The sequence below is a fragment of the Streptomyces sp. CAI-85 genome (genome assembly GCF_013363615.1).
Classification (GTDB): domain Bacteria; phylum Actinomycetota; class Actinomycetes; order Streptomycetales; family Streptomycetaceae; genus Streptomyces; species Streptomyces antibioticus_B.
In genome coordinates, this window is record NZ_JAANNX010000050.1 from 1 (window position 1) to 24,428 (window position 24,428).

General features: G+C 74.3%; 23 protein-coding genes. 11 read left to right on the top strand and 12 right to left on the bottom strand.

Translation table 11 applies throughout. The features are described from left to right. The 3 genes from G6W55_RS30085 to G6W55_RS30095 all read right to left on the bottom strand — a co-directional run. The coding region (locus tag G6W55_RS30085; RefSeq protein ID WP_175523917.1) for a hypothetical protein at window positions 1-683 on the bottom strand (683 nt) is incomplete at its 3' end. A 118-nt stretch (window positions 684-801) separates the two neighbouring features. Continuing rightward, window positions 802-2,331: a hypothetical protein gene (locus G6W55_RS30090; RefSeq protein WP_175523918.1), complete on the bottom strand. Its 1,530-nt coding sequence runs from the start codon at window positions 2,329-2,331 to the stop codon at window positions 802-804. 73 nt (window positions 2,332-2,404) lie between these two features. Further along, entirely contained in the window at window positions 2,405-3,109 is a 705-nt protein-coding gene (locus G6W55_RS30095; protein ID WP_175523919.1) for a GntR family transcriptional regulator, read from the bottom strand. Between the two features lie 131 nt (window positions 3,110-3,240). On the opposite strand from G6W55_RS30095, the gene G6W55_RS30100 reads away from it, so the two are divergent. The 5 genes from G6W55_RS30100 to G6W55_RS30120 are packed head-to-tail and all read left to right on the top strand — an operon-like array spanning window position 3,241 to window position 7,691. After that, on the top strand, window positions 3,241-4,542 hold the full coding sequence (locus G6W55_RS30100; protein ID WP_175523920.1) for an MFS transporter: 1,302 nt from the start codon (window positions 3,241-3,243) through the stop codon (window positions 4,540-4,542). Further along, complete coding sequence (locus G6W55_RS30105) at window positions 4,539-5,378, top strand: putative hydro-lyase (RefSeq protein ID WP_309243849.1); 840 nt, start codon at window positions 4,539-4,541, stop codon at window positions 5,376-5,378. Before G6W55_RS30100 ends, G6W55_RS30105 begins: the two co-directional genes overlap by 4 nt. Before the next feature lie 20 nt (window positions 5,379-5,398). After that, complete coding sequence (locus G6W55_RS30110) at window positions 5,399-6,157, top strand: LamB/YcsF family protein (RefSeq protein ID WP_175523921.1); 759 nt, start codon at window positions 5,399-5,401, stop codon at window positions 6,155-6,157. Next, window positions 6,154-6,825: a 5-oxoprolinase subunit PxpB gene (pxpB, locus tag G6W55_RS30115; RefSeq protein WP_175523922.1), complete on the top strand. Its 672-nt coding sequence runs from the start codon at window positions 6,154-6,156 to the stop codon at window positions 6,823-6,825. The genes G6W55_RS30110 and pxpB overlap by 4 nt, the downstream gene beginning before the upstream one ends. Next, a complete protein-coding gene (locus G6W55_RS30120; RefSeq protein ID WP_085208461.1) occupies window positions 6,822-7,691 on the top strand; it encodes a biotin-dependent carboxyltransferase family protein in 870 nt (289 codons plus the stop codon). The genes pxpB and G6W55_RS30120 overlap by 4 nt, the downstream gene beginning before the upstream one ends. A gap of 14 nt (window positions 7,692-7,705) precedes the next feature. Here G6W55_RS30120 and G6W55_RS30125 read toward each other — a convergent pair whose 3' ends face one another. From G6W55_RS30125 to G6W55_RS30145, 5 genes are all read right to left on the bottom strand, one after another. After that, entirely contained in the window at window positions 7,706-8,572 is an 867-nt protein-coding gene (locus G6W55_RS30125) for an SGNH/GDSL hydrolase family protein (RefSeq protein ID WP_175523923.1), read from the bottom strand. Continuing rightward, window positions 8,569-9,804, bottom strand: coding sequence for a glycosyltransferase (locus G6W55_RS30130; protein WP_309243850.1), 1,236 nt, complete (start codon window positions 9,802-9,804; stop codon window positions 8,569-8,571). Before G6W55_RS30130 ends, G6W55_RS30125 begins: the two co-directional genes overlap by 4 nt. Beyond that, window positions 9,801-10,928 (bottom strand): glycosyltransferase family 1 protein, encoded by a 1,128-nt coding sequence (locus G6W55_RS30135; protein ID WP_175523924.1) that lies wholly within the window; start codon window positions 10,926-10,928, stop codon window positions 9,801-9,803. Before G6W55_RS30135 ends, G6W55_RS30130 begins: the two co-directional genes overlap by 4 nt. Before the next feature lie 262 nt (window positions 10,929-11,190). Next, entirely contained in the window at window positions 11,191-12,612 is a 1,422-nt protein-coding gene (locus G6W55_RS30140) for a HEAT repeat domain-containing protein (RefSeq protein WP_175523925.1), read from the bottom strand. Between the two features lie 334 nt (window positions 12,613-12,946). Further along, on the bottom strand, window positions 12,947-13,339 hold the full coding sequence (locus G6W55_RS30145; protein ID WP_030785680.1) for an ankyrin repeat domain-containing protein: 393 nt from the start codon (window positions 13,337-13,339) through the stop codon (window positions 12,947-12,949). Window positions 13,340-13,602: 263 nt separating this feature from the next. Between G6W55_RS30145 and G6W55_RS30150 the strand changes: the two genes are divergently transcribed. Both G6W55_RS30150 and G6W55_RS30155 read left to right on the top strand, forming a co-directional pair. Next, on the top strand, window positions 13,603-13,797 hold the full coding sequence (locus G6W55_RS30150) for a hypothetical protein (protein ID WP_030785683.1): 195 nt from the start codon (window positions 13,603-13,605) through the stop codon (window positions 13,795-13,797). A 64-nt stretch (window positions 13,798-13,861) separates the two neighbouring features. Continuing rightward, on the top strand, window positions 13,862-15,481 hold the full coding sequence (locus tag G6W55_RS30155; protein WP_175523926.1) for a hypothetical protein: 1,620 nt from the start codon (window positions 13,862-13,864) through the stop codon (window positions 15,479-15,481). Between the two features lie 85 nt (window positions 15,482-15,566). Here the strand turns inward: G6W55_RS30155 and G6W55_RS30160 are convergent, their stop codons facing one another. Further along, window positions 15,567-17,066, bottom strand: a complete 1,500-nt coding sequence (locus tag G6W55_RS30160; protein ID WP_175523927.1) for a PLP-dependent aminotransferase family protein — start codon at window positions 17,064-17,066, stop codon at window positions 15,567-15,569. 34 nt (window positions 17,067-17,100) lie between these two features. Here G6W55_RS30160 and G6W55_RS30165 point away from each other — a divergent pair, with 34 nt between their 5' ends. The 4 genes from G6W55_RS30165 to G6W55_RS30180 all read left to right on the top strand — a co-directional run bounded on the left by G6W55_RS30165 (window position 17,101) and on the right by G6W55_RS30180 (window position 20,688). Then, window positions 17,101-17,820, top strand: a complete 720-nt coding sequence (locus tag G6W55_RS30165) for a hypothetical protein (protein WP_244369802.1) — start codon at window positions 17,101-17,103, stop codon at window positions 17,818-17,820. Then, the gene (locus tag G6W55_RS30170) at window positions 17,817-18,584 is read left to right on the top strand and encodes a glycerophosphodiester phosphodiesterase (protein ID WP_175523929.1); all 768 of its coding nucleotides are present in this window, start codon (window positions 17,817-17,819) and stop codon (window positions 18,582-18,584) included. The genes G6W55_RS30165 and G6W55_RS30170 overlap by 4 nt, the downstream gene beginning before the upstream one ends. 53 nt (window positions 18,585-18,637) lie before the next feature. After that, window positions 18,638-20,035, top strand: coding sequence for an MFS transporter (locus G6W55_RS30175; RefSeq protein WP_175523930.1), 1,398 nt, complete (start codon window positions 18,638-18,640; stop codon window positions 20,033-20,035). Window positions 20,036-20,313: 278 nt separating this feature from the next. Then, window positions 20,314-20,688 (top strand): RNA polymerase-binding protein RbpA, encoded by a 375-nt coding sequence (locus tag G6W55_RS30180; RefSeq protein WP_020128921.1) that lies wholly within the window; start codon window positions 20,314-20,316, stop codon window positions 20,686-20,688. A 121-nt stretch (window positions 20,689-20,809) separates the two neighbouring features. On the opposite strand, the gene fxsA is transcribed toward G6W55_RS30180, so the two are convergent. The 3 genes from fxsA to G6W55_RS30195 all read right to left on the bottom strand — a co-directional run bounded on the left by fxsA (window position 20,810) and on the right by G6W55_RS30195 (window position 24,404). Further along, window positions 20,810-21,358, bottom strand: coding sequence for an FxsA family membrane protein (gene fxsA / locus G6W55_RS30185; RefSeq protein ID WP_175523931.1), 549 nt, complete (start codon window positions 21,356-21,358; stop codon window positions 20,810-20,812). Window positions 21,359-21,432: 74 nt separating this feature from the next. Beyond that, window positions 21,433-22,248, bottom strand: a complete 816-nt coding sequence (locus G6W55_RS30190) for a polyprenol monophosphomannose synthase (RefSeq protein ID WP_030785708.1) — start codon at window positions 22,246-22,248, stop codon at window positions 21,433-21,435. A gap of 545 nt (window positions 22,249-22,793) precedes the next feature. Continuing rightward, entirely contained in the window at window positions 22,794-24,404 is a 1,611-nt protein-coding gene (locus G6W55_RS30195; RefSeq protein WP_175523932.1) for an amidohydrolase, read from the bottom strand. Between the last annotated feature and the right edge of the window lie 24 nt (window positions 24,405-24,428).

The window sequence follows — 24,428 nt, forward strand, 5'->3', positions numbered from 1 at the left end:
TCGCCGGTGCGCTGGAGGAAGCCGGAGTCGGTGAGGAAGGCGACGGCCTTGCCGACGATGCCGGTGGTCGAGCCGGCGAGTCTGCGGGCGTCCTTGGTGGCGCCGGTGGCGCTGCGTCTGGCCCAGATCCGCCAGGCGGCTTCCAGGCCGGGCGCGTCGGTGGCCGGGTCGGTGTTCTCGCCCTGTTCCTCGGCGCGCTCCTCCAGCCGGCGGCAGGCCTGCCGGACGAAGGAGTCGACGCCGTTGACGCTGACCCGGCCGATGTAGCCGTCGTCGGCGAGGTCCTCGGGGCGGGGGAACGCCATGGCGGCGACGGCGAGGTGGGCGAGGCCGTGCAGGAAGCGGTCGCCGCCGTCGGCGGAGGCACGACGCGCGTAGTCGCCCATGCGGACGGCGAACACCGAGTCCTCGGCGGCGGTGACGGCCATGCCCGCGCGCGGGGACACCTCCAGCACGACGAGCCCCAGTCCGGCGGCGATCGCGTCGGCGAGCCGGGCGAACGCCGGGTCCTCGCGGTGGCGGCGCAGCAGGTCGGCGTACTCCTGGTCGCGGGCGGGCTGGAGCTTGGGCTGGAGCCCGAAGGCGACGAGCCGTGCCGCGTCGGCGGCGTCGGCGGGGGTGACGGCGGCGGGCGCGGGCGGCGCGGCGCCGTCCGGCTCACTCCACTCGGCCTGCTCGCTCACGGCGTGGACTCCTTGTGTTGCGCGGGGTGTTGCTCGGGCTGCGGTGCGGGACGGGAGTGTCCCGCGGCGGGGGCGGGAAGGTGTTCGGCTCCGCCCTCTCGGTGTGCCGGACGGTGTCTCATGCCGCCTCCGCCCGGTCGGCCGCCATCCCGGCGGAGTCGAGGAGGGCGGTGCCGACGATGAGGTCGGCGCCGCCGAACTCGGGGTCGTCCAGCTCGGTGCCGTCGTCCACGGCGAAGAGCAGCTTCTCCTCGCCCTGCCGGTAGGCGGTGCCGACGGCCGGGCTGGCGGCGTGCACGGCCAGCAGCGCGACCAGGTACGGCAGGTCGGTGTCACCGGTGGCCCTGGCCTCCTCCAGGAGGCCCGAGAGGCGGCGCGGGGCGTCGGCCGGGAGGTCGAGCAGCCGCTTGGCCGTGGCCAACTGCCGCTCGCTGAACCGGCTGTCGTCGGGCGTGGCGATGAGGTCGGGCTCGGGCATCTCCGCGCCGAGGTGCTCGCGCTCCACGGGCGGGGTCAGCAACAGGTCCACCAGGTCGCTCATACGGACGGCGGCCGGGGTGCGCAGACCGGTCCCGCGCGCGAAGAACGCGCCGGTGACCCGGGCCGCCTGCTCCAGCGGCAGCGGCAGGACGGGGGCGACGAGATGGCCGTAGAGGTCGATGCCGGAGGAGGTCATCGGCGTGGCGAACGCCTGGCGGTCCTGTTCGGCGCGGAACAGCGGGCCGGCCTCCAGGAGGCGGGACTGGAGCTGGGTGTGGCGGCGGATGCAGTCCTTGACGATGTCGACGAGTTCGGCGGCGCGGCGCTTGTTCTCGGCGTCCTCGATCTCGTCGCGGGCCTTGCGGATGTTGGTGAGGATCGCGTTCTCGTGGCGGTAGCGGTCGGCGACGTGGTCGAGGGCCTCGGCGATCATGTCGGGGACGGCGTTGAGCCAGTCCACCGCGCGGACGTTGCGGCGGGTGGCCTCCAGGGCCCGGCGCAGCGTCTCGGAGTACTGCACGGTCCGGTAGCGGGCCTGTTCGGCGGCGAGCTGGGCGTCGGCGAGGCGGCCGCGCCGGATGAGGACCTCCAGCTTGACCTCGGCGGCGATCTGGGCGCTGGTGACGTCGGTGTCGAGGGCGCCGACCAGGACGTTGACCGCCTCGTCGGTGGTGCGGAGGTAGACCGCGCCGCCGTAGCCGGGGACCTCCTCGATCAGCTTGAAGTCGTAGTCGCGGCGGACATAGGTGCCGTCCGCGGCGAAGGTGCCGTACATCGCGCGGAAGCCGCGGTCGACGCTGCCGACGTTGATCAGGTTCTCCAGGACCCAGCGGGCCACGCGCTCGTGCTCGGCGGCGGGGCGCCCGGGGGCCTGGGCGCCGATGCGGGGGACGAGGCGGGCGACGATCTGGTCGTGGTCGGCGCCGGTGTCGAAGTCCATGTTGAGCGTGACCAGGTCGATGGCGGCGAGGGCGATCTCCGCCATGCCGTACACCGAGTACTCGCCGGCCAGGTTGGCCTTGCGGGCGTCCAGGTCGTGGATCGGCGCCGTGCAGGCGAGCGCGCGCAGCCGACGCGCCAGCCCCTCGTCGGCGGCCGGGCCCGGAGCGGGGCGCGGCCCCGCGCTGAGCTGGGGCGGAACACGGTCCGTCGATGCTGGCGAAGTCACGGTGCACAGACTAGGTCCTCGGTCTGACATCGACCCAAACGACCAAAGATGCGACGGCCGTCACAAGGCCGGGTCAGCCCGCGTCGAGGTCGTCGCCGACCCGGCGCCGGTAGACCTCCACCACCCGCTCCAGGGAGTCGCCGAGGTACCCGCTCAGCAGCCGCTCGGCCTCCGCCTTGTCGCCCGCGGCGAGGGCCTGGAGGATCTGCCGGTTGCGGGCGAGGTAGGGCTCGTGCAGCCGGCGCGGGTCGTCGACGACGTGGAAGGCGAGCCGCAGCTCGGCGAAGACACTGCGCATCAGTTCGTCGGTGCGCTCGCTGCCCGCGAGGGCGACCAGGGCGCGGTGGAAGTGGATGTTGGCGGTGCCCAGCGTCTTCCAGTCACCTTCGCGCGTGGCCCGCATCCCCTCCTCGACGGCATCCGCCAGCCCGTCGAGACCGTACGGCGGCTCCCCCAGGCCGCGGACCACGGCGCACTCGACGAGCGCGCGCGTGCGGTAGATGTCCTCGACGTCCTCGATGGTCAGGACCCGGACGAAGACGCCCCGGTTCAGCTCGTGGACGAGCAGGCGTTCGTGCGTGAGCAGCCGGAACGCCTCGCGGAGGGTGTTGCGGGAGACGCCGAGCGCCCCGCCGATGCTGTCCTCCGACAGCCGGGTCCCGGGCGGGAAGTAGCCCTCGGCGATCCGGCTCCTGAGGATGTCCGCCACCCGTTCGGCCGTGCTGGTGCGGCCCAGGAGGGCGCGGTCGTCGGCCAGTCCCGCGAGCTGCTCTGCCATGCCCGGAATTCAAGCGCAGACGCGAGAGCGAAACAACACGGGTATTGAAGGATCGTTCAACGATCCTCTACCTTGCTGGAAACAGGCACGGCTCAGCACCGCACCCTCCGTCACCCTTCTGCGAGGTGCCCATGAGCACGACCCCTCCCCCGCAAGCCCCCACCACGACCCCGCGTCCGGCGGCCGAGCACGGCCCCGACGACGACCGGGCGTTCGGCTGGCTGCGCGCCCTCGGCCCGCGCGGCCGCCGCGCCTTCGCCGGCGCGTTCGGCGGCTACGCCCTCGACTCCTACGACTACTTCACGCTGCCGCTGAGCATGGTCGCGCTGGCCGCGTACTTCGGCCTCGACAGCGGCCAGACCGGACTGTTCACGACGGTCACCCTGGTCGTCTCGGCGGTCGGCGGGGCCGGCGCGGGCGTCCTGGCCGACCGGATCGGCCGGGTCAGGGCCCTGATGATCACGGTGATCACCTATGCCGTGTTCACCGTGGCCTGCGGCTTCGCCCCGAACTACGAGACGCTGCTGGTCTTCCGCGCCCTCCAGGGGCTCGGTTTCGGCGGCGAGTGGGCGGTCGGCGCGATCCTGGTCGCCGAGTACGCGAGCCCGAGGCACCGGGGCCGCACCCTGGGCGCGGTGCAGAGTTCCTGGGCCGTCGGCTGGGGCCTCGCGGTGATCGTGTACACGCTGGTCTTCTCGGTCTTCGGCGACGACCTGGCCTGGCGCGTGATGTTCTGGACGGGCGCCCTGCCCGCGCTGCTCGTGGTGTGGATGCGTCGCCGGGTCGCGGACGCCCCGCGGGCCGCCGCCGTACGGGAGCGGCACACCGGCAAGGGCACGTTCACGGCGATCTTCCGGGGCCGGCTGCTGCGGACGACGTTCTTCGCCGCGCTGCTGTCCACAGGCGTCCAGGGCGGCTACTACACGCTGGCGACCTGGGTGCCGACGTATCTGAAGTCGGAGCGCGGCCTGTCCGTGGTCGGCACCGGCGGCTATCTGACGCTGCTGATCTCGGGCGCGTTCCTCGGCTATCTGACCGGCGGCCATCTCACCGACCGGCTGGGCCGGCGCCGCAACATCTGGCTCTTCGCCCTGCTGTCGGCCGTCTGCATCCTGGCGTACGCCAACATCCCGGACGGCGCGAACACCCTGCTGCTGGTGCTGGGCTTCCCGCTCGGGTTCTGCATGTCGGCCATCTTCAGCGGCTTCGGCTCCTATCTGAGCGAGCTGTACCCGACGGCCGTGCGCGGCACTGGGCAGGGCTTCACGTACAACACCGGGCGCGCCGTGGGCGCCGTCTTCCCCACCACGGTCGGCTTCCTGGCCGACGGCTGGGGCGTGGGCGGCGCGCTGGTCTTCGGCGCGATCGGCTACGGGATCGCCGCCCTGGCGCTGCTGGGGCTGCCGGAGACGCGCGGGAAGGAGCTGGAGTGAACCAGGAGGCGAACCGGGTGAGCCAGGGGGACCGCCCCCTGGCCTCGGCCGACCCGTACGCGCACGCGTGGAGCCCCGCGACCGCCCGGGCCCTGTTCCGGGCGGGCCTCGCGGGTCCCACCGCCGGGGTGGCCGCGGGCCACACCCAGGCCAACCTGATCGCGGTGCCCGCCGACTGGGCGTACGAGACGCTGCTGTTCTGCCAGCGCAATCCGAAGCCGTGTCCGGTGCTCGACGTCACCGACGCCGGGTCCTGGACGACCGTGCTGGCCGAGGGCGCCGACCTGCGCACCGATCTGCCGCGCTACCGGGTGTGGGAGGACGGTGAGCTGGTCGACGAGCCGACCGACGCGCGCGCGTACTGGCGCGACGACCTGGTGGCGTTCCTGATCGGATGCAGCTTCACCTTCGAGTGGGCGCTGTCCGGGGCGGGCGTCCCGCTGCGCCACATCGAGCAGGGCCGCAACGTCCCGATGTACGTGACGAACCGTCAGTGCCGCCCGGCGGGACGGCTGCGCGGGCCGATGGTGGTCTCGATGCGTCCGGTTCCGCCGCGCCGTCTGGCGGCCGCCATCCGGGAGAGCGGGCTGCTGCCCGCGGTGCACGGCAGCCCCGTACACTGCGGCGATCCGTCGGGCCTCGGCATCGACGACCTCGGGCGGCCCGACTTCGGGGATCCGGTGGACACCGAGCCGGACGACATCCCGGTGTTCTGGGCGTGCGGAGTGACCCCGCAGGCCGCGGTGGCGGCCTCGCGCCCGCCGTTCGCCCTCACGCACGCACCGGGGCAGATGTTCCTCACCGACGCCCGCGACGAGCAGTACCGCGTGGCCTGAGCAGGAGACACTTGGATTCCATGAGCACCATCGATCTGAACGCCGATCTCGGCGAGGGCTTCGGCCGCTGGCGGCTCACCGACGACGAGGAGCTGTTGTCGGTCGTGACCAGCGCCAATGTGGCCTGCGGTTTCCACGCCGGGGACGCGGCCACCATGCGGCGGGTGTGCGTCCTGGCGGCCGAGCGCGGCGTGACGATCGGCGCGCAGGTCTCCTATCAGGACCTGGCCGGTTTCGGGCGGCGCGCGATGGACGTGCCGTCCGCCGAACTGGCCGCCGAGGTGGCCTACCAGATCGGCGCCCTGGAGGTCTTCGCACGGGCGGCGGGCGCACGCGTGGCGTACGTCAAGCCGCACGGCGCGCTCTACAACCGGGTCGTGCACGACGAGGAGCAGGCCGCCGCGGTGATCGAGGGGGTGCTGCTCGCCGGTGCCGGGCTGCCGGTGCTGGGGCCGCCCGGCTCGCGGCTGCTGGCGCTGGCCGTGCAGGCGGGCCTCGCGGCCGTCCCGGAGGCGTTCGCGGACCGCGCCTACACCGAGCACGGCACCCTGGTGCCGCGCTCCGAGGAGGACGCGGTGGTCACCGACCCGGACAGGGTGGTGGAGCGGTCGGTGCGGCTGGCCCACTCCGGGACGGTCGACTCCCGCGCGGGCGCGTCCATCGAGGTACGCGCGCGTTCCCTGTGCCTGCACGGCGACACGCCCGGCGCGGTGGAACTGGCCCGCCGGGTCCGGCGCCGGCTGGAGGAGTCCGGGGTGCGGCTGGAGGCGTTCGCATGAGCAGACGCGTCCTGCCCGTCGGCGACGACGCCCTGGTCGTCGAGCTGACGTCGGGCGCGGAGGCCGAGGCGCTGCACGCGGAGCTGCTGCGGCGCCGCGCGGCGGGCCTGCTCACCGTCCGCGAGATCGTCCCGGCCGCCCGTACGGTCCTGCTGGACGGCCTGGCCGACCCGGTCCGCTGGATCGCCGAGCTGACCACGGCCGAGATCCCGCCCGCCCCGGCGCGGGCGGGCGAGGTGGTCGAACTGCCGGTGCGCTACGACGGCCCCGACCTGGCGGACGTCGCCGCGCACTGGGGTGTCGGCGAGGAGGAGGTGGTCCGGATCCACGCGGGCGTCGAGTTCCGGGTCGCGTTCTGCGGGTTCGCGCCCGGCTTCGGCTATCTCACCGGCCTGCCCGAGCGCTACGACGTCCCGCGCCGGGCCACACCGCGCACCTCGGTGCCGGCGGGCGCGGTGGCGCTGGCGGGGCCGTACACGGGCGTGTACCCGCGGTCGTCGCCGGGCGGCTGGCAGTTGATCGGTACGACGGACGCGGTGCTGTGGGACCACACGCGTGTGCCGGCCGCCCTGCTGTCGCCGGGCACGCGCGTGCGGTTCGTTCCCACGGCGCGCCCCGGGGCGGCGGGCGGCGGAGGGGCGGCAGGCGGCGGAGGGGCGGCCGGATGAGCGACCGCGCGCTGTCCGTCGTCCGCGCGGGGGCCCTGACCACCGTGCAGGACCGGGGGCGGCCCGGCCACGCCCATCTCGGGGTGTCCCGTTCCGGTGCGCTGGACGCCCCGGCGGCGGCCCTGGTGAACCGGCTGGTGGGCAATCCGCCCGACGCGGCCGTCCTGGAGACCACCCTGAACGGCTGTGCCCTCAGGCCGCGCTGTGCCGTGACGGTGGCGGTCGGCGGGGCGCCCTGCCCGGTCCGGGTGAACGGCCGCCCGGCGCCCTGGGGCGCGCCCGTGCGGGTGCCCGCCGGGGCGGTGCTGGACGTCGGGACCGCCGTCCTCGGGCTGCGCACGTACGTCGCCGTGGGCGGCGGTGTCGTGGTCGAACCGGTCCTCGGCAGCCGCTCGACCGACCTGCTCTCGGGCCTCGGTCCGGTGCCCCTGACGGACGGCACGGTCCTGCCGCTGGGTGCCGAGCCCGCCGGGCACACGCGTGTGGACGTCGCCCCGCAGCCCGCTCCCCCGGCCGAACTCGTCCTGCGGGTCACCCTCGGCCCGCGCGAGGACTGGTTCACCGCGGCGGCGGTGCGCGCGTTCACCTCGCGCGCGTACCGCGTGTCCCCGGCGAGCAACCGCATCGGGCTGCGCACGGAGGGACCCGCCCTGGAGCGGGCCCTGACCGGGGAGCTGGCCAGCGAGGGCATGGTCCTGGGCGCCGTCCAGGTGCCGCCGGACGGCAGACCGGTGGTCTTCCTGGCCGACCATCCGACCACCGGGGGCTACCCGGTGATCGGGGTCGTCCGCCCGGCCGACCTCCCAGCCGCCGCCCAGGCCGTCCCGGGCACCCCGGTCCGCTTCCTGGCGGTACGGCGCCGCTGACGTCCCGTACGGCCTCAGGCGGCGTCCGGGCGCGGCTCGCCCGCCGAGAGCGCGGCCAGCGCGGCGGACACGGCGGCGGTGGCCCGCAGGTCGAGCCGGGCGCTGGTGCCGCGGGCGCGGTGCCGCAGTTCGTCGGCGGCCAGGGTGAGCAACTGCGGCAGCAGGTCGGTGCAGCGCCGGGCCACCCAGCCGGTGCCGGCGGTCGCCAGCCACCACAGGCTCGCCGACCTGGTGGGCACCGGGAACTCCGGCTCCGCCGCGGGCGCCGTCCCGGTGGCGAGGCCGGCCTGCGCGAGCCGCGCGTGGAAACGCAGGGCCAGTTGCCGGTGGCCCCGTTCGCCGGGATGGAGCCGGTCGGCGCTCCACATCGCCCGATCGGTGAGCCAGGCGCCCTCCGCGGCGTGCAGATGGACGGCGCCGTGGCGGTCGGACAGGGCGTGGACGACCGTGTTGACCGCGCGCTGCCGCCGGGCCAGCGGACGGGCGAGCGCCCCCGGCAGCCCGAGCATGGCGCCGGGATCGGGCAGACACGCGGTGAGCAGCACCGCGCCCTGCCCGGTGAACGCCCCGTACACCGTGTCGAGCCGGGCGGCCACGGCGTGGATGTCGAAGGTGCAGCGCAGGGTGTCGTTGACGCCGACGACGACCGAGACCAGGTCGGGCCGCAGCTCCAGCCCGGCCGGGAGCTGCCGGTCCAGCACGTCCCGCGTCTGCGCGCCGCTCACGGCGAGGTTGGTGAACACCACGGACTCCCCGGCGGACGGGTCGGCGAGCCCGCCGGCGAGCAGCGCGGCCCAGCCCCGCCACCCGCCCTCCGCCACGGGATCGCCCACCCCTTCGGTGAGCGAGTCCCCGAGGGCGACGAACCGCACGGTTCTCATCCGCGCCCTCCGAAGACCGGCTCGCCCACCGTCGTCGCCGTCGGCACCGTCGGCACTGTCGTCGCCGTCGGCACCGCCGCCTCGTGCGCCGTCAGAAACGCCTCCACCGCCGTCCCCCACCCGAAGCGCTCCGCACGCGCGCGTGCGGCCTCGCGGCGGGCCGGCTCCGGGCGGGCCAGGAGGCTCTGCACCGCGTCGGCGAACGCCTCGCCGCGGTCGACGGCTACGGCTCCCGCGGTCCCGATGACCTCGGGCAGGGCGGAGGAGGCGCTGACGACGACCGGGGTCCCGCAGGCCATCGCCTCCAGGGCGGCCAGTCCGAACGTCTCCGCCGGCCCCGGCGCCAGGCAGACGTCGGCGGACGCCTGGAGCGCGCCCAGGGCGCCCCGGTCGGAGACGTGCCCGAGGAACGTCACCGGCAGGCCCCGCTCCCGCGCCCGCTGTTCGAGCCGGGCGCGCAGCGGCCCGTCCCCGGCGACGACCAGCCGGGCGGACACCCCGCGCCGTACCAGCGCCGCCAGGGCGTCCAGGGCCGTCACGGGCCGCTTCTCCACGGACAGCCGGGTGCAGGTCACCAGCAGCACCTCGTCCTCGCGCGCGTGGCGGGCGCGCAGCCCGGCGTCGTACAGCGCGGGGTGCCGTTCGTCGAGGTCGACGCCGAGCGGGGCCCGGACGACGTTGCGGGCGCCGATCCGCACGAACTCCCGTTCGGCGAACTCGGTCGTGCAGACCACGCGCGCGTACGTGTGCGCCGTACGGATGTTGAGCGCGTCGGCGGTCCGGCGGGCGGCCGCCTCCGGGAGGCCCCAGGTGCGCAGCACGCCGTCGGCGGTCTCGTGGGAGACCATCACCGCGGGCACCCGCGCGCGCCGCGCCCACCGCCCGGTCCACCGCAGGGTCGTACGGTCGGAGACCTCCAGGCGGTCCGGCGCGAGGTCCTCCAGGAGGCGGGCCACGCGCCGTCTGTCGGTGAGGACGCGGTACCCGCCGGTGCCCGGCAGCAGCGGCCCTGGCAGGGTGATCACCCGGCCCTGCTCGGTCTCCCGGTCGCTCGCGCGCTCGCCCGGCACGATCAGGACGGGCTCGTGGCCCGCCGCCCGGTACCCCTTGCCCAGCTCGCGCAGCGCGGTGCGCAGTCCGCCCGAGGCGGGTGCCACGAAGTTGGCGAGCCGTACGATCCGCAGCCCCTCGCCCCGCGCCCCGGCGCCGCCCGGCACGCGCCCCGCGCTCACGCGGCCACCGCCGGGCGGCGGGCGGTGAGCACGTCCGCGTAGTGGCCGAGCAGTTGGTCGCCGACGGCGGCCCAGGTACGGCCCTCGACGGCCGCCCGCCCGGCGGCCCCGTACGCCGTCCGCAGCGCGGGGTCTACGGCCAGCGCGGCGACCGCGTCCCGGACCGCGTCGGCGTCGCGCGGCGGGACGAGCAGGCCGGTACGGCCGTGCGCGACCAGGTCCAGGGGGCCGCCGGCGGCGGGCGCGACGACCGGCACCCCGCTGGCCATGGCCTCCTGCACGGTCTGGCAGAACGTCTCGAAGGGGCCGGTGTGCGCGAAGACGTCCAGCGAGGCGAAGATCCGGGCGAGGTCGTCGCCCGTGCGGCGGCCGAGGAGGACCGCGCCGGGCAGCACCTCCGGGAGCTGCGGCGCGCTGGGCCCGTCACCCACCACCACGACCCGGACGCCGGGCAGTCCGCAGACCCCGGACAGCAGTTCGACCTGCTTCTCGGGGGCGAGGCGGCCGACGTAGCCGACGATCAGTTCGCCGTTCGGGGCGAGTGCGCGGCGCAGGGCCTCGTCGCGGCGGTCGGGGCGGAAGCGCTCGGTGTCCACGCCGCGCCGCCAGAGCTTCACCCGGGGCACGCCGTGGGTCTCCAGGTCGTGCAGGGCGGCGCTGGACGGGGCGAGGGTGAGGTCGGCGGCGGCGTGGACGGACCGGATGCGCCGCCAGGCGGCCGCCTCGCCCGCGTGCACATAGGTGCGGGCGTAGCCGGCCAGGTCGGTCTGGTAGACGGCGACGGCGGGGATGCCGAGCCGGGCGGCGGCGGCCATCCCGCGGACGCCGAGGACGAAGGGGCCGGCCAGGTGCACGAGGTCGGCCCGGTGGTCGGCGATCGCGGCGGCGACGCGTCTGCTGGGCAGGGCGACACGCACCTGGGGGTAGCCCGGGAGGGGAAGGGAGGGGACACGGACGACGGGGCAGGGCGCGAGGGCGTCCGGCCCGGTGCCGGCGGCGGTGGCCGGCGCGACGACGAGCGGGGAGTGACCGCGGTCCACGAGGTGCCGGGCGGTCTGGAGCGCGCAGTGGGCCACGCCGTTCACGTCGGGGGGAAAGGATTCGGTCACGATGACGACACGCATACGGGTGTTCTCGCCGGGCTGGACGTGCCCGCGTCAACGTGGATCTTTCCGGACGCCGAACGTCCCATGAGCGTTGCGCTGCGCCCCCGGGCAGGTCGGACGGTGTCCATGCGCGCCCGACTCGCCGGCCATCCCGTGTTCACCCGGGCCGCCCAGGTGAACACGGGATCACGCCGGTCTCATGCGCGGGCCGGTCTCACGCGCACGCCGATCGCATGCACGCGCCGGTCTCACACGCGCGCCAGTCACACGCGCGCGCCGGTCACACGGCCGACGCCGGGTCCGGTCCGATCCTGCTGCGTACGGCCGTCTGGACCTCCGCCTCCTCGGCGGGGTCGGCGGCGAGCCGGCGAAGGCGCTCCACGACGCGCGCGTCACCGGTCTCGGCGTGCCGGGCGGCGATCTCTCGGGTGGCCTCCTCGCAGTCCCACAGGCATTCGACGGCGAAGCCGGTGGCGAAGGAGGGGTCGGTGGCGGCGAGCGCGCGGGCGCAGCGGCCCCGTAGGTGGGAGGAGGCCGTCTCGCGGTAGATGTGGCGCAGGACGGGTGCGGCGCAGACGATGCCGAGGCGTCCGGCGCCGTCGACGAGGGTCCACAGGGTGGGGGCGTCGGGGCCCTCGCCGCGTACGGCGTCGCGCAGGGCGCCGAGGACGAGGTCGCTGTCCCGGGTGCCGCCGCGGCAGGCGAGCACGCGTCCGGCGGCGGCGCCGAGGGCGTCGGGCCGGCGGGCCCAGCCGCGGGCCCGCTCGACGGCGGCGGGGCCGCTCATGCGCTCGAAGGCGTCGACGGCCGCCTCGACGACGGTGGTGCCGCCGGTGGCCGCGGCCCGCTCGATGAGGGCGAGCGCCTCGGGGTCGTTGCGGTCGGCGAGGTAGCGCAGGGCGGTGCAGCGGGCGCCGTCGGTGCCGTCCAGGGCGGCCCGCACGATCTCCGGGCGGTCCTCGGGGCCGGCCACGGCGCTCAGGCAGCGGGCGGCGGGCACATGGAGCGCGGCACCGCGCTCGACGCCCTGCTGGGCCCATTCGAGGACCGCGCTCACGCTCCAGCCGGGCCGGGGCCCGCCGGGACTCATCTGGCGTTGCCAGCGGTCGAAGCAGCCGGCCTCGTGGGCGGCACGCACGCGTGTGGAGACGTGCGGGCGGGGATCGTCGGCCCACAGCCGCCAGGGCCGTGGCTCGAAGGCGTCCCGGACGACGGTGGCCAGCTCGGCCTCGCCCTCGGGGTCGGTGGCGAAGCGGGCGAGCACCGGCTCGGCGAGGGCGCGCAGGCCCGCGTCGTCGTCGCGCAGCGCGAGTTCGTCCAGCGCCCAGGCCCAGTTGGAGCCGGAGGCGGCGTATCTGCGCAGCAGGTTCAGGGCGTCCTGCCTGCCGTAGGAGGCGAGGTGGCCGAGGACGGCCAGAGCCAGGCCGGTGCGTGACTCGTCGGTGTCGAAGACGTCCTCGACGTCGAAGAGGTGTGCCTCGATCTCGTCGAGTCCGCCGTCGAGGTCGAGGCAGAGCCGGGCGTAGTAGAGGGAGCGGTTCTCCACCTGCCAGTCGTGGCGGGGATCGCGCAGCACGCAGTGGTGCAGGGCCGCGAGCGCTTCGGCTCGCGGGGCGGTGAGCGCGTGCAGCGTGCCGTCGCCGCGGCCCCTCTGGAGGAGGCCGAGCAGCGTACCGCTGGGCGCTATGACCGGATCGAACATGGGAAACAGCCTCACATCAAGCGTCGACGCAACCGGGGACGTGCACTACCTGGCCGCGTGACAACACGTCGGGGCGCCCGCCGTTTCCTGCTTGCTGTAGACCATCTTCCTCTGCCTCTCGTCGGTGGCCCATGCGGACCGCGTCACGGCCCGCGCGGTGCGGCAACACCTGCCCAGCCATCGCGTCCGTGAATCACGTCGTCATGATGGCCCGGCTCTTCCACCTGCCGCGACCGAAATTTCCGGCGGCCTGGTACCGCCTCCCCCGTATATGTCGTGTTCTCTGCGTTTTAGCTGGTCAGGACAATCCTGGCAGCCACTCGGGGCCGTCGGCTCATCGAGTGTCGAACAGTTCGAGCAGATCGGTTCTGGCGAACATCCGGGCCGTGTCGACGGCCGACGGAGTGCCGGCTTCCGGATCGGCTCCGGCCGCGAGCAGGACCTCGGTCACCTCGGTCTCGCCCTTGAAGGCGGCTCCGGCGAGCGGGGTCTGGCCGCGGTCGTTGATCCGGTCGGCCTCGGCGCCGCGGGCCAGCAGGGCCCGGACCGCGTCGGCGTGGCCGTGGTAGGCGGCGAGCATCAGGAGCGAGTCGCCGCGGTCGTTGGTGAGATTGGCCGGAACGCCCGCGTCGACGTAGCTCACGAGGTCCTCGGTCCGGCCCTGCCGGGCCAGATCGAAGATCTTGGTCGCCAGCTCCACGACCTCGGGGTCGGGGGCTTCTGTCATCGGCCTGGACCGCCTCTCGCTACAACCGTTCAGGTGAATCGCCAGCGTACTGGCTCGTCGCGCACATGGCCGGTGGCCTCCGAGGCAAAGATCACGAAGAGACCCGTTCGACGCAATTGTCCAGCTCAGGCGGCCCAGCGGACCTTACGCCACCTGGGGTAAATCAGCGACATTTCACCCAGTTGCACCTTTTATCGTATAGATACATCCTGTGATCCTGGAAGTACTCATGGTGACTGTCCCCCCGAACCAGGAGATCCCCAATGATCCTCTCCATCTCAGGCGTGGTCCTGCTCGGCATCATCGTCTTCCTGTTCTTCCGCAAGGACGGGCTCAAGGCGTCGCACGCCTGCGTCTCGGCGCTGTTCGGCTTCTATCTGGCGAGCACGGCCATCGCACCGAGCATCAAGGCGGGCGGCGAGAGCCTCGCGAGCCTCCTGGGCGGCATCAAGTTCTGAGCCGGGCCGGCCGCTCGGCCGGCCCGCCGATCGTCCCTTCCGTACGCACTTCCAGGAGACAGCAGTGGCCCGGCGCCCCCTCCCCCGCATTCTGAGCACAGGCAGCGCGCAGATCGCCCGGAGCCGGGAGCTGGCCCGGACGGCGGCCGACAGCGCCACCGACGTTCTCCATCCACTGATCACGCTCACCCGCGGTATGCGCCGGCTGGCCTCGGCCGGCCGGCGCAAGTGGGCCGAGACCCCCAAGGACAAGCGCGGGCCGCTGCTGTTCCTGGTGGCCTCGGTGATCCTGGTCGTGGCACTGATGCCGTACGGACCGCTGCTCGCCGTCATCACCCTGATGGCGGCGGCGGCCTGGCAGGGCCGGGACCGCACCCCACCGGCTCCCGAAGGCCCCGACGAGTCGCAGACCCAGCGGCTCCAGTCGCTGTACGAGGCCCTGGTCCCGTACTTCTCGACGGCCGAGGACCCTTCTCCCCTGTACGCGCACGGCGGCGAGTGGGAGAAGGTCTTCCCGGCCCACGAGTTCGACGGTTCGGGCCGCTTCTCCCATCTGGTGATCCGCTACCCGGCCTACTTCCCGGACGGCGAGGCCGAACCCCGCGCGCGGATCGAGCAGTTGCTGACCGCGAAGGCGGGCCGCGGCCGCGAGTACCTGTTCGCCTGGGAGGAGGAGGGCAACGAACTCACCGTCGACGTCCTCGCCCCGCTCCCCACCGACATCGCCGCCCAGCCCTTCGTCACCGCCCCCGGCGAGACCGTCCTGGGCTTCACCGACCCCTCGCGGGTCCAGCGCACGCTCCCCCTCACCCACGGCGACGAGCGGCGCGACGTCCCCCCGGTGGTCTGGCGCACCGGCGTCCGCTCCACCGAGCCGCATCTGCTGGCCGTCGGCCAGCCCGGCAGCGGCACCTCCTCCCTGCTGCGCTCCCTCGCGCTCCAGGCCCTCCGGCACGGCGACGTCCTGATCGTCGACGGCGGCGGCACCGGCGAGTACGGCTGCTTCGCCGGCCGGGAGGGCGTCCTGGGCATCGAGACCGACCCCGCCGGGGCGACGGCCGGTCTGGAGTGGGCGGCGCACGAGACGGAGCGCCGGCTGATCGCCGCGAACCGGGCCCGCCAGGACGGTGACCCGCCGCCGGCGGACACCAGGCGCCCGCTGTGGATCCTCCTCGACCGCCCCTCCGTCTTCACCCACCTCGCCGAGGCGAACGGCCGCCGGGACCCGCAGGCCCTCCTCCAGGTCCCGCTGCGGCACGGCCGGGCGGTCGCCGTGACGGTGGTCGTCGCCGAGCAGTTCGACTGCCTGGACCTCCTGGCCGACGCCGTACGGCAGCACACACGCGCGCGTGTCGTCCTCGGGCCCGCCTCCGTCGCCCGGCTGACGGCCGTCCTCGGGGCGCCCCCGCACACCACCCCCGTCGACCAGGTCCCCCCGGGGCGCGGCTACGCCCGGCTGGGCACGGGAGCGGTGCACCGGCTCCAGGTCCCGGCGACCCCGGACCCCTACGACGACGCCACCAGCGACACGCACCGGCAGGCGGTGCTGGAGCTGCTGCCGCCGCGCACCACGGCACCGCAGGCGGAGCCGGCTCCGGAGACCCCGGAGACGCCGGAGCCCACGAAGACCCCCGTCCTGACGAAGACGCTCCCGGCGCCGATCGAGGCGGCGGTCGCCGAATAGCCGGAACCCGAGGAGCCGATGAGGGTGGGCCGGTCCGCAAAGGACCGGCCCACCCTCACGCATACGCCACGCAGCGCACGCGCCCTCACGCCACGAACGTCCGCGGCCCCTCGCCGCCCGCCGTCCCGCCGCTCTCCACGATCCGGGCCGCCGCGGCCAGCCGGGCCGCCGCCTCCTCGGCCACCGCGCCCCCCACGGTGAACGGCAGCCGCACGAACCCCTCGAACGCGCCGTCCACCCCGAACCGCGGCCCGGACGGCACCCTGACCCCGACCCGCTCCCCCGCCTCGGCGAGCCGCGACCCGGACAGGCCGCCGGCCCGCACCCACAGCGTCAGACCGCCCTGGGGCACCACGAACTCCCAGTCCGGCAGCGCCCGCCGTACCGCGGCGACCAGCGCGTCCCGGTTGTCCCGGGCCTGGCCGCGGCGCAGTTCGACGGCGTGCTCCCAGCCGCCGGTGCCGAAGAGCCAGTTGACCGCGAGCTGCTCCAGCACGGGGGTACCGAGGTCGGCGTAGGCGCGGGCCGCGACCAGGCTGCGGATGACGTCCGGGGCGGCCCGGACCCAGCCGATGCGCATGCCGGCCCAGAACGCCTTGCTGGCCGACCCGACCGTGATCACCGTGGACCCTGCGGGGTCGAACCCGCACACCGGCCGGGGCAGTTCGAGGTCGTCGTCGAGCCACAGCTCGCTCATCGTCTCGTCCGCGACCAGCACGGTGCCCGCGGAGCGCGCCGCCTCGACGAGCCGACGCCGCTGGTCCTCGTCGGCGAGGGCGCCGGTCGGGTTGTGGAAGTCGGCCACGACGTACGCGATGCGCGGCGCGGCCTCCCGCAGCACCTGGCGCCAGCGGTCCATGTCCCACCCGGCGAGCCCCTCGGCCATCGCGACGGGCACCAGCCGGGCGCCCGCCTCCCGCATCAACTGGAGGATGTTGGCGTACGACGGCGACTCGACGGCGATGCGTTCGCCGCGTCCGCCGAAGAGATGGCAGATGGCGTCGATCGCGCCCATCGCGCCGGTGGTGACCATGATCTGCTCGGGCATGGTCGGGATGCCGCGCGCGGTGTACCGGTCGGCGATCATCGCGCGCAGCGCGGGCAGCCCGGCCGGGTAGTCGCCGTGCGTGTGGGCGTACGGCGGCAGTTCCTCCAGGGCCCCCTGGACGGCGCGGGTGAGCCAGGGCTCGGGGGCGGGCAGGGCCGCGCAGCCGAGGTCGATCATCGAGCCGAGGGCCTCGGGAGGGAGGGGTTCCAGACCGCGCGCGGGGAGCGGATTGCCCGCCGGTACGGCCGTCCAGCTCCCGGCGCCGCGCCGGGACTCCAGGAAGCCCTCGGCGCGCAGCGCCTCGTAGGCGGCGGCGACGGTGGTGCGGCTGACGGAGAGGGCGAGGGCGAGTTCGCGTTCGGCGGGCAGCCGGGCGGCCACCGGGACACGGCCCTCCAGGACGAGGAGCCGGACGCCGTCGGCGAGGGCGCGGTAGGCGGGCGGACGGCGCGTGCCCGGTCCGGCCGGGCGGTCCTGCTGGGAGGTGAGCAGCCGGGCGAGCTGCGCGGCCCCCACCGCGGAGGTCCACTGCGCCATGGATATCAGTCCACCTTCCCCGAATTGGCCATGGATGAGGATTCAGTACACGCCACAGAGTGTCACGGGTCAGTCCACTTCCACCACAGGGGGGTACCACGTGCCAGGCAGGGGACGTCTCTCACGCCGGCTGGTCCAGCTCTACGCCGGACTCGCGCTCTACGGCGCCAGCTCGGCGCTGCTCGTCGAAGCGGGGCTGGGTCTCGAACCCTGGAACGTGCTCCACCAGGGGCTGGCCGAACTGACCGGTCTGACGATCGGGGCCGTCTCGATCGTGGTGGGCGCGGCGGTGCTGCTGCTGTGGATCCCGCTGCGCCAGCGCCCGGGGCTGGGCACGGTCTCCAACGTCTTCGTGGTCGGCCTCGCGATGGACGGCGCGCTGGCCCTGCTCCCCGAGGCGCACTCCCTGGCCGTCCGGGTCCCGCTGCTGGTGGCCGGTGTCGTGCTCAACGGGGCGGCCACCGGTCTGTACATCGCCGCCGCCTTCGGGCCGGGCCCGCGCGACGGGCTGATGACCGGGCTGCACCGGCGCACCGGCCGCTCGATCCGGCTGATGCGTACGGCGGTGGAGGTGGCGGTCGTCGTCACCGGCTTCCTGCTGGGCGGCACGATCGGGATCGGGACGCTGCTGTACGCGGTGTCGATCGGCCCGCTGGCGCAGTTCTTCCTGCGGATGTTCGCCGTTCCGACGGCATCGCGCGGCAGCGCGGTCGTTGCCACCGGGTCACCCCGTGGGGCGATACTGCGTCCGTGACGACCCTCATACGCCACCCGTACCTCGACCATCCGGGCCCCCTCGCGTTCGCGCACCGCGGCGGTGCCGCCGACGGTCTGGAGAACACGACGGCGCAGTTCCGGCGCGCGGTCGAGGCGGGCTACCGCTACATCGAGACCGACGTGCACACCACCCGGGACGGCAAGCTGGTCGCCTTCCACGACGCGACGCTGGACCGGGTGACCGACGGCGCGGGCCGGATCGCCGATCTGCCCTGGGCGGACGTACGGCACGCGCGTGTGCGGGGCGAGGAGCCGGTGCCGCTCTTCGAGGAGCTGCTCGAGACCTTCCCCGAGGTGCGCTGGAACGTCGACGTGAAGGCGGAACCGGCCCTGCACCCGCTGCTGAACCTGATCGCGCGCGCCGACGCCTGGGACCGGGTGTGCGTCGGTTCCTTCTCCGAGGCCCGTGTGGTGCGCGCCCAGCGGCTGGCCGGCCCGCGTCTGGCGACGTCGTACGGCACGCGCGGGGTGCTCGGTCTGCGGCTGCGGTCCTGGGGGGTGCCCGCGGCGCTGCGCCGGTCGGCCGTCGCCGCCCAGGTGCCGGAGACACAGTCGGGCATCCAGGTGGTGGACTCCCGCTTCGTCCGCGCCGCCCACGCGCGCGGGCTCCAGGTGCATGTGTGGACGGTCAACGAACCGGAGCGGATGCACCGGCTCCTGGATCTGGGAGTCGATGGCATCATGACCGATCACATCGACACGTTGCGCGAGGTCATGGAGGACCGGGGCGTCTGGGTCTGACGGCCCGTGCCGCTCCCGCGCGGCGCTTTTGAGCGGGAGCGAGGGGGGCACGGGTGGGTACCGACACCGTGCGGACGGCGACAGCCGACGAGTCCGACGACGGCGGCGCGAGAGCCGCCCGGCAGCGCGAACAGCGCGGCTGGTACTTCTACGACTGGGCGTGCTCCGTCTACTCGACGAGCGTGCTCACCGTGTTCCTCGGCCCCTATCTGACCTCGGTGGCCAAGGCGGCGGCCGACCCCGAGGGGTATGTGCACCCGCTGGGCATACCCGTGCGGGCGGGGTCCTTCTTCCCGTACGCGGTGTCCCTGTCGGTGGTCGTGGCCGTGCTGCTGATGCCGCTGGTGGGCGCGGCCGCCGACCGCTCCGGCCGCAAGAAGCCGCTGCTGGCGGCGGCCGCGTACACCGGTGCCGCGGCGACCACGGCCATGTTCTTCCTCGGCGGGGACCGCTATCTGCTCGGCGGGCTGCTGCTGATCGTGGCGAACGCGGCGCAGTCGGTCGCGATGATGCTCTACAACTCCTATCTGCCGCAGATCGCGCCGCCCGAGGAGCGCGACGCGGTCTCCTCGCGCGGCTGGGCGTTCGGCTACGCGGCGGGCTCCCTGGTCCTGGTGGTGAACCTGGTCCTGTATCTCGCGCACGACTCCTTCGGTGTCTCGGAGTCGATGGCGGTACGGATCTGTCTGGCCTCGGCGGGTCTGTGGTGGGGCGGCTTCACGCTGATCCCGCTGCTGCGGCTGCGGGACCGGCCGCCCGCCGTGCGCGAGACGACGGAGGCGGCGGGGACGGCGGGGGAGGCACCGACGGCTCCCGGGCTGCGCCAGCTCATGGCGACCCTGCGGGACATGCGCCGCCATCCCCTCACCCTCGCCTTCCTGCTGGCCTACCTCGTCTACAACGACGGCATCCAGACCGTGATCTCCCAGGCGTCGGTCTACGGCTCGGAGGAACTCGGTCTGAGCCAGTCCACGCTGATCGGCGCGGTCCTGCTGGTCCAGGTGCTGGCCGTGGCCGGCGCCCTCGGCATGGGCCGGCTCGCCCGGACCTACGGCGCGAAGCGCACGATCCTCGGCTCGCTGGTCGCCTGGACGCTCACCCTGGGCGCCGGATACTTCCTGCCCGAGGGCGCGCCGGTCGGCTTCTTCCTGCTGGCGGCGGCGATCGGGCTGGTCCTCGGCGGCAGCCAGGCCCTGTCCCGCTCGCTCTTCTCCCATCTGGTCCCGCCGGGCAAGGAGGCGGAGTACTTCTCCGCGTACGAGCTGAGCGACCGCGGGATGAGCTGGCTGGGGCCGCTGCTGTTCGGGATCACCTACCAGCTCACCGGCAGCTACCGGGACGCGATCCTGTCGCTGGTGGCCTTCTTCGTGCTCGGCTTCGTGCTGCTGGCACGGGTGCCGGTCCGGCGGGCGATCGACGCGGCCGGCAATCCCGTGCCCGAGAAGATTTAGCGCTCAAGGCGAAAGGGCGGTAGTGTACGCGTTTGGCCTGCCAGGCGTACCGTTACTGCGCGTCAAAGATGCCGAAACGCTGGGTGACATCTCCTTTCAGATGTGACAAACCGGGCGCCGGTGGGTACTGCACTGGTTGACAAGGCTGCGGCTACGACGGCGACGCATGACCCGGAACGGGACTCGGAACGGGAATCTTTACCGCCGACCGGACGTTGACCGGATGACGACGACAGCGACACCTGTCCTGTGGGCGACAAGCCCGGGAGGCACGATTCATGAGTGAGCGAGCTCTTCGCGGCACGCGCCTCGTGGTGACCAGCTACGAGACGGACCGCGGCATCGACCTGGCCCCGCGCCAGGCCGTGGAGTACGCATGCGAGAAGGGGCACCGCTTCGAGATGCCCTTCTCGGTGGAGGCGGAGATCCCGCCGGAGTGGGAGTGCAAGGTCTGCGGAGCCCCTGCGCTCCTCGTGGACGGCGACGGCCCTGAGGAGAAGAAGGCCAAGCCCGCGCGTACGCATTGGGACATGCTGATGGAGCGGCGCACCCGAGAGGAACTCGAAGAGGTCCTCGAGGAGCGCCTGGCCGTTCTGCGGTCCGGGGCGATGAACCTGGCGGTGCATCCCCGCGACAGCCGCAAGTCTGCGTAGCGGGAAGCCGGCGAACCTAGCGACACATACCAACGACCGCGGGCGCCGAACGTGAAACACGTTCGGCGCCCGCGGTCGTTGGTGCGCCCGGCTCGCCCGGCCGTTCTGCCGGGCGCAGGGCCTACGGCTCGTCGCGGATGACCTCGCCCTGGACCACCTTGCCGTCGGGGCGGTGGATTCGGACCTGCTGGTAGGCGTCGCCCAGGGAACCGGGGGCGCGCGCGGCGGACAGCAGCTTGCGCTCGGTGTAGGAGCCGACGGCCTTCTGGACCGGCGGCAGGAGCAGCAGCAGGCCCATCGCGTCGGAGATCAGGCCGGGGATGATCAGCAGCAGGCCGCCGAGCATCATCAGGCCGTTGCCACCGCCCCGGGTGGGGGCCGAGCCGCGCTGGAGCGCCTCGTTGAGATTGCGGAAGGCACGGCGGCCCGCGCGCTTGATGACCATCGAGCCGAGCACGACCCCGGCGACCAGCAGCAGGAAGACCGCGAGGCCGCCGGCCTGGCCGGCGACCAGTGTCAGCAGCCAGATCTCCAGCACCAGCCACACGGCGAGCCCCAGCGGCAGATACCTGCGCAGCTTGGAGCGGCGGCGCCGGGGCGCGCCCGGGCCGGTGGCACCGCCGGAGGCACCGGGGTTCGGGTACGTCGGGATCGGAGCGCCAGTCGTCATACGTCCAGTGTGCCTGGACGCGGCTCAGAGCGGCGTAAGGGGAGCATCAGCACCGGAAGCGGCAGCGGAAGGGGTCAGTCCTTCTTGTGCGGGGCCTGGGGCTGCCCGCCGCGCCCGGTGATCTTGCCGACCCGCTCCCCCACGCCCCACGCGGTGACCCTCCAGAGGGCCTCCACGAGGATGTCGCGGCTCATCTTGGAGTCGCCGTGCTCGCGCTCGACAAAGGTGATCGGGACCTCCACCACGTGGTAGCCGGCCTTGACGGCGCGGCGGGCCAGGTCGACCTGGAAGCAGTAGCCCTGGGAGGCGACCTCGTCGAGTCCGAGGCCCTCCAGGGTCTCGCGGCGGAACGCCCGGTAGCCGCCGGTGATGTCGCGCAGCGGCAGATCGAGGGCGAGCCGGGAGTAGAGGCTGCCGCCGCGGGAGATGACCTCGCGGGAGCGGGGCCAGTTCACGACCCGGCCGCCCGGCACCCAGCGGGAGCCCAGGACCAGGTCGGCGCCCTTGAGGGCGGTGAGCAGCCGGGGCAGTTCCTCGGGCTGGTGGGAGCCGTCGGCGTCCATCTCGATCAGGACGCCGTAGCCGTGCTCCATGCCCCAGCGGAATCCGGCGAGGTAGGCGGCGCCGAGGCCCTCCTTGCCCTTGCGGTGCAGGACCTGGACCCGGTCGTCCCCGGCGGCCAGTTCGTCGGCGAGCTTGCCGGTGCCGTCGGGGCTATTGTCGTCGGCCACCAGGACATGGGCCTCGGGAACGGCCTTGCGGACCCGGCCGACGATCCCCTTGATGTTCTCCGCCTCGTTGTAGGTCGGAATGATCACCAAGGCGGTGCCGAGCGGACCGAACCGCCTCCCCCGGTCCTGTGCCGCGAGGGTCCCGTCGCCGTCGTTCACTGCCTGCCCCTTCGTGTCCTTACGCAGGGAACCACCATAGTGGCCGCCGTCTGCGAAGACGTGGCGGGACGTTCGTACGGTGGTGTCGAATCGCTGCGCGCGGGGTAAGACTGTCGGTTTGGGCTCGTATGTACGCACCCGCACCGCGGCGGGGGGCCCGGCGCTCTTCGGGCCGACCTGGGGCCCGCTGGCTGCGGGTCGACCGAAAGCCGTTGTCTACTGAGCGCCCGGGCCCCACCCGGGTCACACCTCCCCGGCCGGACGGAACGTTCCCTCGCTGCGGCGCTGACGCTGAGCCTGGCTGCCAGTGGCGGTGCCCCGGTGCGGCACACCGTCCCTGACCCAGCGGCGCCGCCACGAGTGCGCGGACGTTTCGCGGCGGGGCGTCCGGTGGTGGACCCGGCCGAACCTACCGGCCCCCCGCCATCGGCTGTCAACAGCCGTGCGACCTGCGGATCTTCCGACAACGCGCAGGTCAGGGGGGCGCGGCAGGGACCGTACGACGGCGCGCGGACGGGTGATCTTCGGTGCCGGACGCCCGGCCGTCACTCGCCCGGCCGTACGTACACGGTCCGTCCGCCGACCACCGTGCGCAGACAGAGCGGCAGGTCACGGCCCGGGGTGAGGTCGGGCAGGCCCGGGGTGCCGGAGCGGGGGTCGGTGGACCAGCGGGCGACCCGGTCGTCGGGGGCCTGGACCACCAGTTCGTCGGTGCGCCAGACCGCGTAGTCGGCGGGGGCGCCCGGGACCAGCACACCGGCGTCGTCGCGGCCGACCGCCCGCCAGCCGCCACGGGTGTGGGCGGTGAAGGCGGCCCGGACGGAGACGCCGTGGCCGGGGCTGCGGTGGAAGGCGGCGGCGCGGACCGTGCCCCAGGGGTCGAGCGGGGTGACGGGACTGTCGGAGCCGAAGGCGAGCGGGACACCGGCCCGCAGCAGGGCCGCGAACGGGTTCAGGGTGCGGGCCCGCTCGACGCCCAGTCGCCGGGCGTACATGCCGTCCTCGCCGCCCCACAGGGCGTCGAAGGCGGGCTGCACGGAGGCGGTCAGGCCGAGTTCGGCGAAGGCCGCGATGGACTCGCGGGTGAGCATCTCGGCGTGCTCGACGCGGTGCCGGGCGGCGCGCACGCGCGCGAGGCCGAGCTTCTCGGCGGCGGCGCGCACCCCCTCGACGACGGCGGTCACGGCGGCGTCGCCGATGGCGTGGAAGCCGGCCTGGAGTCCGGCCTCGGTGCAGGCCACCACATGGGCGGCCACGTCGTCGGCGGTCAGGTAGGCGGTGCCGGTGTGGGCGGCGTCGCTGTAGGGGGCGTGCAGACAGGCGGTGTGGGAGCCGAGGGCGCCGTCCACGAACAGATCTCCGGCGGCGCCGAGCGCGCCCAGTTCGCGGGCCTTGGCCACCCCGGCCTCGCCCTGCTCGGCCCAGTAGCCGACGACCCGCGGCCCCGGCTCCTCGGCGGCGATCCGCAGCAGGTCCGCGAGGTCGTCCTCGGAGGAGATCTCGGGGCCCGCGCACTCGTGGACGGTGCCGATGCCGAGGGACGCGGCGTGCGCGAGGGCCGCGCGCTGGGCCTCGGCGCGGCGGGCCGGCGTCACGGCCGCGAACGCGGCGGCGCGGACGGCGTGGTGGGCGTCGGCGGTGAGCGGCCCGTCGGGCGCGCCGAGCCCGGGGGTCAGCTCCAGCAGGGCCGAGGTGACGACCGCCGAGTGCACGTCGATCCGGGACAGGTACAGGGGTCGGCCGCCGGTGGCGGTGTCGAGTTCGGCGCGGGTCGGCGGGCGGCCGCCGGGCCAGCGGGAGGCGTCCCAGCCGTGCCCGAGCAGCACCGTGTCCTGCGGCCGGGCGGCGGCGAAGTCCCGGACCAGGGCGAGGGCCGCCTCCAGGGTCGGGGCCGTGGAAAGGTCGAGGCCGGTCAGCGCGAGACCGGTCGACGTGGTGTGCACATGGGCGTCGGTGAACGCGGGGGTGACGAGGGCGCCGTCCAGGTCGACCACCTCGTCGACGCCGTCCGCGAAGGCGTCGGCGGCGCCCTCCGAGCCCACCCAGGCGACCTGGCCGCGCTCCACGACCATCGCGGTCGCGAAGGGATCGGCGGGGCTGTGGACCTCTCCTCGGCGGAGCAGGACGGTCTTCGGCTCGGGCGTGCGCTCACTCATGGGTGACAGTCTCGCGCCTCGCCG

What these genes read in the sequence shown, in the direction of transcription:
- G6W55_RS30095 (WP_175523919.1), bottom strand. Translation starts at nt 3,109, where the DNA reads ATGGCAGAGCAGCTCGCGGGACTGGCCGACGACCGCGCCCTCCTGGGC.
- G6W55_RS30100 (WP_175523920.1), top strand. Translation starts at nt 3,241, where the DNA reads ATGAGCACGACCCCTCCCCCGCAAGCCCCCACCACGACCCCGCGTCCG.
- G6W55_RS30110 (WP_175523921.1), top strand. Translation starts at nt 5,399, where the DNA reads ATGAGCACCATCGATCTGAACGCCGATCTCGGCGAGGGCTTCGGCCGC.
- pxpB (WP_175523922.1), top strand. Translation starts at nt 6,154, where the DNA reads ATGAGCAGACGCGTCCTGCCCGTCGGCGACGACGCCCTGGTCGTCGAG.
- G6W55_RS30120 (WP_085208461.1), top strand. Translation starts at nt 6,822, where the DNA reads ATGAGCGACCGCGCGCTGTCCGTCGTCCGCGCGGGGGCCCTGACCACC.
- G6W55_RS30125 (WP_175523923.1), bottom strand. Translation starts at nt 8,572, where the DNA reads ATGAGAACCGTGCGGTTCGTCGCCCTCGGGGACTCGCTCACCGAAGGG.
- G6W55_RS30135 (WP_175523924.1), bottom strand. Translation starts at nt 10,928, where the DNA reads ATGCGTGTCGTCATCGTGACCGAATCCTTTCCCCCCGACGTGAACGGC.
- G6W55_RS30140 (WP_175523925.1), bottom strand. Translation starts at nt 12,612, where the DNA reads ATGTTCGATCCGGTCATAGCGCCCAGCGGTACGCTGCTCGGCCTCCTC.
- G6W55_RS30145 (WP_030785680.1), bottom strand. Translation starts at nt 13,339, where the DNA reads ATGACAGAAGCCCCCGACCCCGAGGTCGTGGAGCTGGCGACCAAGATC.
- G6W55_RS30150 (WP_030785683.1), top strand. Translation starts at nt 13,603, where the DNA reads ATGATCCTCTCCATCTCAGGCGTGGTCCTGCTCGGCATCATCGTCTTC.
- G6W55_RS30160 (WP_175523927.1), bottom strand. Translation starts at nt 17,066, where the DNA reads ATGGCGCAGTGGACCTCCGCGGTGGGGGCCGCGCAGCTCGCCCGGCTG.
- G6W55_RS30165 (WP_244369802.1), top strand. Translation starts at nt 17,101, where the DNA reads ATGAGGATTCAGTACACGCCACAGAGTGTCACGGGTCAGTCCACTTCC.
- G6W55_RS30180 (WP_020128921.1), top strand. Translation starts at nt 20,314, where the DNA reads ATGAGTGAGCGAGCTCTTCGCGGCACGCGCCTCGTGGTGACCAGCTAC.
- fxsA (WP_175523931.1), bottom strand. Translation starts at nt 21,358, where the DNA reads ATGACGACTGGCGCTCCGATCCCGACGTACCCGAACCCCGGTGCCTCC.
- G6W55_RS30195 (WP_175523932.1), bottom strand. Translation starts at nt 24,404, where the DNA reads ATGAGTGAGCGCACGCCCGAGCCGAAGACCGTCCTGCTCCGCCGAGGA.